This window comes from Nostoc sp., assembly GCF_036917315.1.
Classification (GTDB): domain Bacteria; phylum Cyanobacteriota; class Cyanobacteriia; order Cyanobacteriales; family Nostocaceae; genus Nostoc.
Genome location: NZ_JBALDR010000026.1, coordinates 12,484 through 26,443 on the forward strand (window position 1 = coordinate 12,484; position 13,960 = coordinate 26,443).

General features: G+C 40.3%; 13 protein-coding genes. 10 read left to right on the forward strand and 3 right to left on the reverse strand.

Translation table 11 applies throughout. From position 1 onward, the window contains the following. Positions 1-30: 30 nt before the first annotated feature. Entirely contained in the window at positions 31-588 is a 558-nt protein-coding gene (locus V7K84_RS11880) for a hypothetical protein (RefSeq protein WP_334838256.1), read from the reverse strand. A gap of 656 nt (positions 589-1,244) precedes the next feature. Between V7K84_RS11880 and V7K84_RS11885 the strand changes: the two genes are divergently transcribed. Further along, complete coding sequence (locus tag V7K84_RS11885; protein ID WP_334838257.1) at positions 1,245-2,045, forward strand: HNH endonuclease; 801 nt, start codon at positions 1,245-1,247, stop codon at positions 2,043-2,045. Between the two features lie 19 nt (positions 2,046-2,064). On the opposite strand, the gene V7K84_RS11890 is transcribed toward V7K84_RS11885, so the two are convergent. Further along, complete coding sequence (locus V7K84_RS11890) at positions 2,065-2,451, reverse strand: hypothetical protein (RefSeq protein WP_334838259.1); 387 nt, start codon at positions 2,449-2,451, stop codon at positions 2,065-2,067. Between the two features lie 140 nt (positions 2,452-2,591). Here V7K84_RS11890 and rppA point away from each other — a divergent pair, with 140 nt between their 5' ends. The 7 genes from rppA to purT all read left to right on the forward strand — a co-directional run bounded on the left by rppA (position 2,592) and on the right by purT (position 10,902). Continuing rightward, complete coding sequence (rppA, locus tag V7K84_RS11895) at positions 2,592-3,272, forward strand: two-component system response regulator RppA (protein ID WP_334838260.1); 681 nt, start codon at positions 2,592-2,594, stop codon at positions 3,270-3,272. Positions 3,273-3,374: 102 nt separating this feature from the next. Beyond that, entirely contained in the window at positions 3,375-4,655 is a 1,281-nt protein-coding gene (locus tag V7K84_RS11900; protein ID WP_334838262.1) for a sensor histidine kinase, read from the forward strand. 615 nt (positions 4,656-5,270) lie between these two features. Beyond that, positions 5,271-6,125, forward strand: a complete 855-nt coding sequence (locus V7K84_RS11905; protein WP_334838263.1) for a mechanosensitive ion channel family protein — start codon at positions 5,271-5,273, stop codon at positions 6,123-6,125. A 204-nt stretch (positions 6,126-6,329) separates the two neighbouring features. Next, positions 6,330-7,280 (forward strand): ABC transporter ATP-binding protein, encoded by a 951-nt coding sequence (locus tag V7K84_RS11910; RefSeq protein WP_334838290.1) that lies wholly within the window; start codon positions 6,330-6,332, stop codon positions 7,278-7,280. A 44-nt stretch (positions 7,281-7,324) separates the two neighbouring features. Further along, a complete protein-coding gene (locus tag V7K84_RS11915) occupies positions 7,325-9,088 on the forward strand; it encodes an ABC transporter permease (protein WP_334838291.1) in 1,764 nt (587 codons plus the stop codon). Positions 9,089-9,191: 103 nt separating this feature from the next. Then, entirely contained in the window at positions 9,192-9,674 is a 483-nt protein-coding gene (locus tag V7K84_RS11920) for a pentapeptide repeat-containing protein (protein ID WP_334838265.1), read from the forward strand. A 64-nt stretch (positions 9,675-9,738) separates the two neighbouring features. Continuing rightward, positions 9,739-10,902 carry a formate-dependent phosphoribosylglycinamide formyltransferase gene (gene purT, locus V7K84_RS11925; protein ID WP_334838266.1) on the forward strand — a complete coding sequence of 388 codons (1,164 nt, stop codon included), beginning with the start codon at positions 9,739-9,741 and terminating at the stop codon, positions 10,900-10,902. A gap of 232 nt (positions 10,903-11,134) precedes the next feature. Here purT and V7K84_RS11930 read toward each other — a convergent pair whose 3' ends face one another. Continuing rightward, positions 11,135-12,538: a serine hydrolase gene (locus V7K84_RS11930; protein ID WP_334838267.1), complete on the reverse strand. Its 1,404-nt coding sequence runs from the start codon at positions 12,536-12,538 to the stop codon at positions 11,135-11,137. Between the two features lie 48 nt (positions 12,539-12,586). Here V7K84_RS11930 and V7K84_RS11935 point away from each other — a divergent pair, with 48 nt between their 5' ends. After that, entirely contained in the window at positions 12,587-12,718 is a 132-nt protein-coding gene (locus V7K84_RS11935; RefSeq protein ID WP_334838269.1) for a hypothetical protein, read from the forward strand. A gap of 283 nt (positions 12,719-13,001) precedes the next feature. Continuing rightward, entirely contained in the window at positions 13,002-13,466 is a 465-nt protein-coding gene (locus V7K84_RS11940) for a hypothetical protein (protein ID WP_334838271.1), read from the forward strand. Positions 13,467-13,960: the final 494 nt, after the last annotated feature.

The following is a 13,960-nucleotide window of genomic DNA, read 5'->3' on the forward strand; positions in this document are numbered from 1 at the left end:
GATTTCTCTGTTTGAATCTCTACCTTTTTTTCAAATTTGTGTTACTAACGAGAATCTTTTGCTAAGTTCATAAACATGCCACTCTTGCACACCCCAGTAACGGAGAATAGATTCTGCTTGCCAGATTTCATCTGCTGTTCCTTCTACCTTCACCAAAAATTTTTCTTGGCAGGTGGCTGGCTCACAGAGTCTAGCTTGCCTTTCAGGAGCAAACCAACCTTGAAATGCACCATAAACACTGCCAAAAATCGCACTCGCTCCACCCGCCAGCAGTGTACTCACCACAGATTCAACCGCTAATACCGGCCCAAAACCGGGAATAACTAATACGCCAAGTCCGGCTGTGAGTGCCAATAAGCCCCCGGCTGTTCCTCCTGTAATTGCGCCTGCTTTAGCACCTTCGATCGGAGTTATAGGATGTTTATCCGCATTAGCATCCTCGTGCAAATTTTCGTCTTCAGAGTCTAAAGTAAACACAGAAATTTTTTGCATGGGAAAGTCAATCGCTCTGAGTTCATCAAGCACCTGTGTTACAGCCTGACGGGTAGAAATGATGCCAATCGCATTTTTAACTGCACTGAAATTCATCACAACATCTCCTATAAAAATCAGTAAGTTTAAAACGAAGCTTTATTAATCTCCAAATAGCAAAAAACTATAAGTTTGCAGTGTGAGCATAATCCGTGTAGCTAGAACGGTTGCCGTAGACAACAGCAGTAAAATTTATTGCATTTGGCACAAGGTATATATTTAGCTCAATACTCTTCTGTTTTAGGATTGCTGATAAATGTGAACAAAAAGTGATTAAAGAAGGCAGGAGGACAGCAGTTGCTCCATTTAGGGAAACCCCAAAACCCCACTGTTTCCAGAAGGCAGAAGGAAAAGCAAAAAGGCTTATTGCTTTCTCAATATGCTTGATTGCTTTCTAATTTCGGTAGATTCAGCAAGCAAAAAGACTTATTGCTTTCTCATTTGAGTACATCGCGCATTAATCTTAGTGTTTTCCGCAAGCAAATAGGCATACTGCTTACTAAAATGAGTAATTCACGCATTCATTTTATTATGAAAAAAACGCCAACAACCTTGATTTATCCTCACTTACTAAAGTGGATATCCAGAAAATAACCGTATAATAGTTAGGTCGATTAAGTTACTGGTGAGGATGTAATTGCAAGATTATTTTTTAGGACGGTATCAGGTTAAGCTGCACCGCAAGTTAAGTTTTTGATTAGACAATAATGTTTATGCGTTGTATTTTTTGTAAGTGTAATTCCTCTTCATCTATGTCAAGAGAACATATCATTCCTGAGTCATTTGGCAATAAGGAACATACACTTCCACCTGGAGTTGTATGTGATAAATGTAATAATTACATTGGACGCAAAGTGGAAAAGCCTTTACTAGATTCGCCTTATTTCAAGGAACAGCGTTTTAAAATGTCTGTCCCAAGCAAAGAAAACAAAATTCCTATGATTGGTGGTATCCATCTTCAGTCCCGCACACTGATTGAGTTAATGAAGCGATCGGATGAAGATGGAATTAGTATAGGTGCTGCTCCAGGCGAAGATGAATCTCAGTGGATTCAAGCTTTAACAGAACAGAAAAATGGAACGCTTATAATTCCTATTGTTTCTCCACCAAACGATTACGTTATTTCGCGATTCATAGCAAAGGTTGGACTTGAAGTATTAGCATCTCGCCTTATTAAAGTTGAAGGTGGGCTAGATGAGGTTGTAGATAAACCAGAATTAGACGATTTGCGTTCATACGTGCGGATTGGTACACCCGGAAGAGTCTGGCAATATTCCTGTCGTTCACTTTATCCGCCAGATTTCCTATTTACTGAACAAGGTGAAGTATTTGAGGTGTTGCATGAATACGATATTTTAGTTACTGAGTCCTTTGAGTTCTACATTGTTGTTGCTTTATTTGGAGTTGAATATGTACTAAATCTGGGTGGGCGAGAAATCGATGGTTATCACGAATGGTTGCGAAATCATAATGCTCGTAGTCCACTTTATGTTAATAGGAACGCTCAATTATAATTGCCTTGTTTGATCGATGTTATTCCACAACCTCATAGCGTACTAACTTTCTAACATCTTCACGGGGTAGACCTAGTTCTTGGGCAATTGTCGCTTCTATTTGCCTGAATTCTATAGTTGGAAGTTCTAATTCCAGTCGCTTTAAGATATGGTCTGCTGTTTCCACTTCTACCTGGGTAATTCTTTTAGTTCGATTGACAGCGGCGTTAATGAGGAATACATTGACTGATACCCGTGCTTCAAGCTGAGTATCTGACTGAAGTTTTTTCTCGGTGGAGTAGGGCCGCTTTAACTCTTGAGCGGCTAGGAAATTACAGCCAAGCCAAAACACAACCGCTACTAGTGGTAGAGGCAACCAAAACTCTAATCCCAGCCCTTGCAGCCAACGTTTACTAATACGCCACACACTACACCTGCTTCTGATTTTGCTAGGTCACACTTCATGTATATCCTAATGGGGTAGACAATCCTCTGAAATCTGACTGATGAAAGACGTTGAGATTGCTTCAATGGATTATTCTAAACAAGCACAAGTGTATAAAGGTGATGAAAATCTTACTGGTAGAGGACGATCCAAAGCAATTAATGCCGTTACAAATGGTTCTCTCTCAGGCTGGACACAGCGTCGATGGTGTCAAGGATGGTGAAACCGCTCAATGGCTTTTGGCTGAAAAAGAATATGACCTGCTGATTTTGGATTGGATGTTACCTCGGATTAGTGGAGTGAGTTTGTGTCAACAGTATCGGGCGGCAGGAAAAACAGCTCCTGTATTAATGATTACGGCAAAAGATACCACAGCCGATAAAGTCATAGGATTAGATGCCGGAGCAGATGATTACCTGGTAAAACCGATTGATATCGTGGAGTTCATGGCACGGGTGCGGGCATTGAGGAGGCGATCGCCCCTTTGGCAAGGAGACACCCTCTGCTTGGCAGACCTCGAACTTCATCTCGATAGACTAATTTTGGAGCGACAAGGGGCGATCGTATCCCTTTCCAGCCAAGAATTTCAGTTGCTAGAGTACTTCATGCGTCATCCTAAACAAGTCCTGACTCGCAACCAGATTGAGCAAGCTGTATGGGAGTGGGGCAGTGAACCAGAAAGCAATGCAATCACCGTTCTAGTTCGTAAACTTCGCCAACGTTTGCAAACATTAGCAGCAGCTGATTGGATTGAAACTGTTTACGGTATGGGCTATCGTCTCAACCCTCCAGAACCATCTTGAGATTTAATTTCAGAGTCTACAATCAAGTAGAATGCTAATCCGATTTAATTACATCTTGAATTCTGACTTCTGAATTCTGACTTCTGAATTCTTCTTCTATTTGTGTTTAACCGCAGTCGTCGTAACTTAGCTCGTTGGTTTACCCTTTCAATGGGGTGCATTCTGATTCTCTTTGCTGGAGTCATTTACAATCTTGAGGTGAAAGACAAGCTCAAAGCATTAGATAAACTGCTTTATAAAAGAGCAGAGCTAATGGCAGCCAGTTCGCAGTATCGGCTGGATCGAGGACAAAAAGAAGTCGATCTGAGCAATATACCGCTATTAGGTAGTGGTTCTCACCCTGCTGATATTGAACTAGTTTATGTTCGCTGGTATGACCCCAATGGCAAAATCAATCGTTTTTTTGGTACTCCACCTCCAGAAAAGTTAGAAATAGCATCTGAGTTCCTCACGATTAAGTCCGTTGACCAGTTTACAGGTGAGACAGTTTGGCTTCGTCAAGTCACCCTACCTGTTCAAGGAGGAAATTCGGTCATCGGTTATCTGCAAGTTGCTATCCCGCTGACAGAAACTCAAAACGATCTCAGAGAATTTCAGTTGATGTTGACCCTTGCTGTGCCTGTAGCACTGGGGTTAATTGGACTTACAGGTTGGGTGCTTGGTGGCATAGCAATGCAACCCGTTCAGCAAGCTTATAATCAACTGCAACGCTTCACATCAGATGCTTCTCATGAGTTGCGATCGCCCCTTTCTGCGATTTTGACCAATGCCCAAGTTGGTTTAATAATGGCAGCAGACCATCCCCAAATCCATCCCTCAGTGGAGAACATCATCGATAGCGCTAAGTCGATGAGTACCTTGGTCAATAACCTACTGCTGTTGGCTCGGCATCAGGGAAAATTAACTCCCGAATCTCTCAAAAAGGTTAATCTTAATAGCTTGCTAGAGAATTTAGCTATTAATTACAATACTGTTGCTGCAAAAGCGTCGATCGAGTTGATCGGTCATTTACCAGAACAACCCATTCAGTTGTGGGCTGACCCCGATTTGCTGCGGTTAGCTGTGGAAAACTTACTCAACAACGCTTGCAATTACACTCCGTCTGGTGGAACTGTCTGGTTACGCTTAGAACCTCACCCAGATCGGGCAGTAATTCAGGTTATTGATACTGGAATTGGAATTCCAGAGGCAGATTTACCTTACATTTTCGATCGCTTTTACCGGGTTGACACAGAACGTACCAGAGAAAGCGGCGGATTTGGGTTGGGATTAGCGATCGCTCAACAAATTGTCCAGGCTCACGGCGGTAACATTCATGTGATGAGCAATGAGGGTAAAGGCTCAACTTTCCAGATAAAGTTACCGTTTATGAGCCATTCCTAAATCACCTTTAAGGGATGATTCATAATGAAAATCTAAAACAAAGAGCTATATTTAACGACCCGCTAACAGAGAAGGCACTGTTAGCGAATTCAAGTTAAATTAATCCAAAGGTAGAATATTACAAAAACATTTTAGAGGATGTTTGAAAAGTTTTCTTCTCGGTAACAAAACGTTCTAGATCCCCCTAAATCCCCCTTAAAAAGGGGGACTTTGATTCCGGTTCCCCCCTTTTTAAGGGGAGCCAGCGCGGTCTTGGGGTCTCCCCAAGTGGAGCGACTGGCGTGGGCTAGGGGGGATCGGTTAGTGCCTAAAATCACGCAGAAATTTGAGATCGGGAGCAAAGATTGATACGCCAGACAAGGATTAAATCTTGCAAAATCCCAGTATCGATTGACATCTTTGCTCGAATTGAGGAGTGGAAAAAACAGCAGTAAAGTGAAAAGTAGATAATTCTGCAAGAAAATATTTATATGTGACCAAAACTGTTCAGACATGCTCCGAGAACAGTTTCCTATCTGCTGCACATTACAGCAAAAATTAAAAAAAAGTATTGATATATCATTTTGATTTAATTTCTTGTATGTTTATTGTATTTAATATTCACAGACAAAAATTATGGATTTTAGACAAATTAGCTTAGTTGCTAGCCAACTTTTAACTCAGTTTGGGTTGAAAATTTTAGGTGCGATCGCACTGTGGCTGATTGCTCAACGCTTGATTGACTTTGGATTGAAGCTAGTACGACGTGCTTTCCGAGGTCAACACGTCGATCCAACACTCATTAACTATCTTCTGAATATCATTGGTGTCACACTGAGAATTATTCTAGTTGTGGCAATTCTCGGCTTCTTTGGGGTTGAAACAACTTCCTTTGCTGCATTGCTAGCAGGAGCAGGCATTGCAATTGGTGCAGCATGGGGGGGTTTACTAGCCAACTTTGCAGCCGGAGCATTTTTAATTGTTTTTCGACCTTTCAAAGTTGGTGATTTCATTACCACCGCAGGCGTGACAGGCACTGTTACAGAAATTGGACTGTTCACAACTAATATCAATACACCTGATAACGTGTTGACAATTGTCGCCAATAATAAAATCTTTGCTGATAACATCCAGAATTATTCTGCCAACCCTTACCGTCGGGTCGATCTAGTGGCTCAACTCCATCATGATGTGAAACACAACGAAGCGATCGCACTTTTGAAAGCGAAAATTAGCCAAATTCCTAATGTTCTCCAAAATCCAGCACCAGATGTGGAAATTCAGAATTTCAACTTTGCAGGGCCTGTACTAGCAGTACGTCCTTATTGCAATAACGATCACTATTGGCAAGTTTACTTCGACACTAATAAAGCTATCCGTGAAACCTTTGGTGAGGCTGGATATCCAGTTCCCGAATACCGTTATGCAATTAGCGGCTCATCTGGTAATGGGATTAATAACGTCATTCCACCACTATCGGAGATAACTTGATACTAGGCTAAACAGTGAAGTTTTAATCAAAGAATTTTACTCAACAACACAATAAGAATTAATAAGTAGATTGGGCAGAAGCCTTACCTACTTTTTTTATGTCACCAATTTCCTTAGAGTCAGTTTCAATTTCCGAAACCAGTCTGACAAAAGCTGTAGAAAAGGTTAGCTTAAGTGTTAATCACAAGCCGCACCCCAGCAGCGATGGTAAAAGAATTAGCAATTTGCACCCGTGGACTAACTAAGCAATTTGACCGACACGTTGCTGTCAATGATGTTGATTTAGAAATTCAGGCGGGGGAAGTATATGGATTGATTGGGCCGAATGGCGCGGGTAAAACAACTCTCATCCGAATGTTGGCAACTGCTGAGGAAGCAACTACGGGTGAGATTTATATTAATGGCGATCGCTTAATCCGTGACAAGAGTAACCCCAAGCTCAAGCGTCGTCTAGGCTACTTACCCGATGACTATCCCCTATATGAGGATCTAACAGTCTGGGACTACTTAGATTATTTTGCGCGTCTGTATCGTTTACGAGAACCACGCCGCACTCAACGCTTACATGAAGTTTTAGAACTCATCCAACTTGGAAATAAACGCAATAGCCAGATTTCTACTCTCTCGCGGGGGATGAAACAGCGCTTGAGTTTAGCGCGAACCATTATCCACGAACCGATTTTACTACTACTAGATGAGCCTGTTTCCGGGCTTGACCCCATCGCCAGAATGCACTTCCGCGAAATCATTAAGGCTTTGCAAGAAGCTGGGATGACTGTAATCATTTCTTCCCACGTTCTTAGTGATTTAGCAGAACTCTGTACTTCTGTGGGAATTATGGAACTTGGCTTTTTGGTAGAAAGTACTTCTCTACAGCAACTTTATCAACGTCTTGCCCATCAGCAAATAGTGATATCAACTCTGGGGAACTTAGAGGCACTTTTGAGCGAACTTAAACATCATCCCCTGGTAGAAGAGTGGGAGGTGATTCCAGGAAAAAACAGCGTGCGGGTGAATTTTTCGGGCAAAGATGAAGATAGTGCGGAGTTGTTGCGATCGCTCATCAAAGCAGGCATTCCTCTGACTGATTTTCATTGCACACAAGAAGACTTAGAAAGTATTTTCTTAAAATTAGGTCACAAACAAGCATCTTGATTCGTCAATAAATATCACTCCCCATTTTTGGAGAATTTTTTACTATTATGCTGAATTTAATAGACAAAATCGGCGATTGGAATCCGCAACTATTGCGGGAACTCAAAGGACGACTGAAGTTTTTTAATGTTGCGATCGCAGTTGCGACATCTCTACTGCTGCAACTGATAGTTTTTTTATATCAATTACGGGAATTGCCAAGTAATACATACTCGATAGAGGGCACATATTGTCGTTTGAGTCAAGAATATAAACGACTACAAAACCTGGTTTTGCAGCAATCAGATTATAAAACAAATGCTGATTACGATGATTTAATCTCAATGGATATTTGCCCCACAAACCAAATTGATTGGCAGTTGTGGTGGCGAGATCATTGGGAATATATATTTCTAGCGTTTAGTGTAATTTTTGTATTTACACTATTAGTTGCAGGAACTTTTTTGCTAATCAACGATTTAGCCAAAGAAGAAACTCGCGGTACGCTGAATTTCATCCGTCTCAGTCCTCAATCAGAAACAACTATATTGACTGGCAAATTGCTAGGAGTTCCAAGCTTAATTTATCTCATCATCTTACCAGCAATTCCTTTACATCTGTGGGCAGGGCGTTCTGCCAATATTGCCTTTAGTTACATTTTAAGTTACTACGCAATTCTTGCTGCTAGCTGTATTTTCTTCTATAATACAGCACTACTATTTGGCTTATTGAGTCATTGGTTTAGCGGTTTTCAGCCTTGGTTGGGTAGTGGTGCAGTTTTCATTTTTCTGTGCATAACAATGGGGCTGGCATCATCTTACAATACTTTAAATAATTCAAATGCTTGGTTTAGGCTTTTTAATCCTTGGGATACAACTAATTATCTATTTCCTAACTTGTTCCATCTATCTAGTGGTTCTCCCCTGAAATACTGGCAGTTTTTCTATTTACCATTAGGGAAAAGTGTTGTTAGCGTTATTGGTTTCCACTTACTTAACTTTGGAGTGTGTAGTTACGGGATTTTGCAAGCTCTTAAACGTTGCTTCCGCAATCCTCAAGCTTTAATAATCAGCAAGAAGCAAAGTTATTTACTAGTAGGATTTTGCCAGTTAATGATGTGGGGATTTACCCTACAAGTTGCTAACAATAATTTTAAATTGGATGAGCAAGTTAGGGACAATTTCGTTCTGCTGGGACTGTACAATTTGGTGTTGATTTTAAGTTTAATTGCGGTTCTCTCCCCTCATCGTCAAGATGTGCAAGATTGGGCAAGATATCGACATCAGGGAGTTTCTAACCACAAGAGTGTTTGGCAGGATCTAATCTGGACTGAAAAAAGCCCTGCACTCGTAGCGATCGCTATTAATCTGACAATTATTACTATCCCTTGGCTAGCTTGGATTTTATTTACATCTGTTTTTGATGCGAACGATCGCCAAAGTTGGCTGATTAACGATATTGGCAGATTTAAAGTACTTTTAGCTATAGCTTTGTCTATCAGCTTAATGATGATTTACGCTACCATCGCCCAATTAATACTTTTGCTGAAAACTCCTAAGCGTTCTTTCTGGGCAATAGGGAGTTTAGCTGCTGCAATGTTCTTACCATCGATGATTCTAGGATTTCTCGATATATCCTCGTCGGAATATCCTACTGTATGGCTGTTTTCAACTTTTCCTTGGGCAGCTATAGAATACTCTGGCACGACAACAATTTTTATGGCACTCTTAGCTGATTTGAGTGTTTTAGCGTTGTTAAACTTCCAGTTGACAAGACGGGTGAGATTAGCAGGCGAATCTGCTACAAAAGCATTATTGGCAGGACGCTAAGTAAGTAGTTATCAATTAGAACCTCGATTTCTTTGAGAAGTCGGGGTTTTTGCATTAAGGTTAAACTTTTAATTAGCACAAGTATCACGACAATCTGATAATCATGCTAAATCGGCCGACTCAAGACTTACGCTATACAGCTATCCAGTTTTTAGAACAAAGTCCCCCACAACGTCTACAAATTCTTAAACAACTGGGTATAGCTCGTTATGAGTTTTTAACCAAAATACAACTAAATGAAGCAAACATCATCTGTATGATGCAGTTTTTTAAATATCCAAGTCAGTTAAAGTTTCCTAACCTTATAGGAGCAGATTTATCTGGCTTAATTTTAGATGGAGTAAACTTTATTCGAGGAAACTTATCAGAAGCAAATCTACAAGGTAGTAGTTTAGTCAATGCAGACCTCTTATTTGTAAATTTTACGAAAGCCGACTTGAGAAATGCAGATTTACGAGGTGCAACTCTGAACGAGACTATTTGGTTAGAGACTCTAGTAGATAAGTGTCAGCTTGGCGTAGGTACTGGTTTAAATGATTTGCAACGTCAAGATTTACAATTGCGCGGAGCTAGATTTAATTCTTGAGAAAATGGTAATGAAAACGCAAAAAATTATAAGATGATTAAATTGAAATTGACTGGATAAGTTAATGAGTATTAAGTTGCCCCAAAAATTGATGTTGCTGGGTTCAGGAGAACTAGGTAAAGAATTTGCGATCGCAGTTCAACGTCTTGGTAATTATGTGATTGCTGTTGACCGTTACGCTAATGCTCCGGCGATGCAAGTTGCTGATGCTTATGAAGTGATTTCTATGCTCAGTGCTGATGATTTAGAAGCTGTAGTGACAAAACATCAGCCAGATATTATTATACCAGAAATTGAAGCAATCCGAACAGAAAAACTCATCGAATTTGAACAGCGAGGGATTACAGTTATTCCGACTGCGGCTGCTACTAACTATACAATGAACCGCGACAGAATTCGGGAACTAGCACATCAAGAATTGGGCATTAGAACAGCTAAATATGGTTATGCAACAACTCTAGAAGAATTGATTGCAGCTTCGGATAAAATTGACTTTCCCAATGTTGTTAAACCTGTGATGTCATCATCAGGGAAAGGTCAATCTGTAGTGCAGGATAAGACTGAGGTTGAGAAAGCTTGGAATTATGCGATCGCTAATTCTAGAGGAGACAGTCAAAAGGTCATCGTAGAAGAATTTATTAACTTTGAAATTGAGATAACTTTACTGACAATTAAACAATGGAATGCACCGACAATTTTCTGTTCTCCCATTGGTCATCGCCAAGAAAGAGGCGATTATCAAGAGTCGTGGCAACCCGCAGAAATTTTTGAAGATAAGATATTAAAAGCTCAAGAAATAGCTATAAAAGTCACTGATGCTTTAGGAGGAGCCGGAATTTTTGGCGTTGAATTTTTCATTACCAAAGATGAAGTGATTTTTTCTGAACTTTCTCCCAGACCCCACGATACGGGAATGGTGACATTAATCTCACAAAATCTTAACGAATTTGAACTACATCTACGAGCTATTTTAGGCTTGCCAATTCCTCATATTGAACAGCTAGGAGCTTCAGCCAGTGCGGTTATTTTAGCTTCAGAAAAATCTGATTCTATTGCTTTTGGTGGTGTAGCCAATGCTTTGTCAGAAAAAGATGTAGATATTAAATTATTTGGTAAACCTAATGCTCATCCATATCGGCGAATGGGCGTAGCTTTAGCGAAGGGTGAGAATGTCCAAGAGGCTAGGGAAAAGGCTACTAAAGCTGCAAGTAAAATCACGATTATCTAATTACTGTAGGAACGCACAGCTGTCATTGGTGTAAACTTCAGCCTTAAAATCTCGTTTTCAGCCTTTGGCTGGAAATGCTACTACCTAGCGGCTCTGCCGCGAGTTGAGAGGCGGAGCCTCAATGAGGGGCATTCCCAGTCTCAGACTGGGAACGAGATAATCTGCTAAAAGCTTTTTCTAGACTGGCTTCAACCTTAAGTTGACACTAATGCACAGATGTACGCCCCTACTGCTATCTCGTAACACGATTATCTAAATCAACCGCAGCAACTGGATTCGGCTGATTCAGATAATCGTAAACTAATCGGGAAACTTGACGGATAAAGTCTCTCCCTCTTGTGTCTTTATAAGGACGGGTGACGAAGATAGCCGCCAGGTAACGCTTACCATTGGGCATAGTTACAAATCCCGCATCGCCGATGAGAAAGCCGATATCTCCAGTTTTGTTAGCGATAACTGCACCTTTCCCCAAACCAGCGGGAAGCAGTGTGTGAATTGTGGTGTGACGCAGAATATCTAAGGCTTGCTCCCGACTTTGTGGCGAAACTAACTTGTTATTCACAACTAAAGCCAGCACCCGCGCCATATCTTGAGAACTTGTGGTGTTGGTTCCTCTCAAGTCAGCTAAAAGATGGCGAATTACTGTGTCTTTCAGTCCCCAACTAAGGAAGCGCTGATTTAGTTTCGCCGCTCCACCTAAGCGATCGATAATCATGTTGGTGGCGGTATTATCACTAATGGTAATCATCTTAGTGATGGTTTCCAAAGCTGTGTACTTCTTCCCAACTCGCTCATATTGCATACTTCCAGAACCATTGGTAACTAAGTCACGCCGCATAGTCAGGTTTTCCTGAAGGGTGACTTTACCAGCATCTAAATCTTGGAAAAAGGCGATGAGTATTGGCAGTTTAATTGTACTAGCAGCGGGAAAAACGCGATCGCCTCCAATATCCAAATAATCCCCAGTATCCAAATCCAAGAAAAACATTCCTGTTTTCAGAAAGCTGTAGCGACTCATCAAGGCTTTAATTTGAGGTTCCAGCGCTTTCATCGGTGAATGCATTGGAACCACACCAGCAAAGAGAGTGCTACTATCATTCACTCTTGGAGAAATACTCGGAGTTATCTCTAAATATTGCGGCTGGGTTGCAGTCAATCGTATTGGCTTGGGTAACTGCACAGACCAATGATTGGGGGATTCCTCTTGCAGTTGCACCTGTGCTAAATCAAAGGTGTAGTCGGGTGCTAAAGTAACTACCATGCGGGTAGTCTCTGCATTAAACTGCTCGATGCGAATGTCTCTAATTACTGGCCCCACTCTTTGACTAGTCTGTGGATATCCTAATGTAACTCCAGACAAATCAATTACTAGACGAGTCGGGTTGGTAAGTAGTTGTAACTTCGGTTGAACATTCTCATCTGTGGTGAAGTCCAGATGATTGCGATTGCTATCAAAATGCCAATTTGCGATGGCTATGCCCGCCGCAGGCATCGCACCATTAGCTTTAACAGTGGAGCCAAACAGAATCAAGCTTAAGAAACTGGGTAAAAGCCAGCTAAATTTTACAATGTTTTCTTTGTGTGTGAGTAGCATCAGCGATCGCTTTGTGTGTGAGGAAAATTCTTGAACGAACAAAAGCCGCCCACCATTAAAGCACAATTATGAAAAGTTTTGTAAATAGCGGTGAAAAGGCACAGTAACGAACGAACCGATTTTCAGTGTGGCGTAACCTACCGCATCCACGCATCTGTTTGCGTATCGCACCTGATGACCGTTTCTCCAGGCGCGATCGCAATACCACAATTGTCTTACTGAAGGCTTTTATTGCGAAATTTACAGTAGATATTCGACAGGAATACCACATAAAAAATGAGTATTATCCTGACATAACATTGACATGATAATGACATATTTAAAAAATATAGAATCAACTATACTTTTAAAAAGTCACCATAATTTATGTTTAGTAACTGCACTCCTAACAAATTTAATATTCCTTAATCAAGTATTCACCAAGCAAGTGCTATTGCAGAAGTTTTTGTTGCATAAGATATCTCAAATCAGTTTTGTTCTAATTAGGTAACTCAAAAAATTAGAGGTGAAAGTGAAAGTTTCTAATATATATAAAATTAGTCTAGCTTCGTTATTATTAGCTACACCCTTATATGTTTTACCTCTGAGAATACTTGCCCAAACTCCAAATCTCAAACAGCCAGCAGTTATTATTAATAGTGGCTCTACAAATACCTGCAAATATAGAATTCGCGTATTGCCATCTGGAAAAGCAACTTACACTGTTTGCAACAGAAAAGGTGTAGGTGAAATAAAAGTGAACACAGCCACGAAATTTTTTAATGATATTTCCGCAGCTAAATCATTGTCAAATTTACCATATAAACCATGTGCGAAACCTGTTTCGTTCGGTACGTCAACTGAAGTCAGGTATCAAGGGCAAAAATCTCAAGATATTAGCTGTCCAAGTAATGATTCGAGAGTGACAAATCTGTATGATGACACTAAAAGCATTCAAGAGGAATTGAAGTTTTCAACTTCCAAAAATTAACTGTCTACGTTTGACTTGCAATCTCAATTAAAATACCGTGTAAGAGGATATTTGAAAATTTCTACTAGAGGTATTAAAACTTTCTAAGTACTTCTAAACTGCTCGATAAATTGGGGAACCTTTATTCTGGTTCCCTTTTTTTATGGGTTTAAAGGGAATCAATAAGTGCGTAACAATATAGACAAATGCTTTTCAAACATCTGTAAATGTCTGATTTATCTAAATATAAGCTAGTAATATTTATGTCAAATTCAGTTGTTTTTTAATCATTGAGTCAATTGTAGATGCTTCCGAATGTACTATAACTGCTTCATTATAAGAGTTAAATATTTAGCAATTTATGCTAGTCTCCCTCCTTTAAAGAATACCGCCTCATCATCATGTAGCACTACTATAGCAATGTGCAAAGATATGTCTATAGATACTTTCATATATTTTTCTACCTACAAGTATAGATCAATAGTTAAAACTTGAGTTATTAAATTAGAGAAATC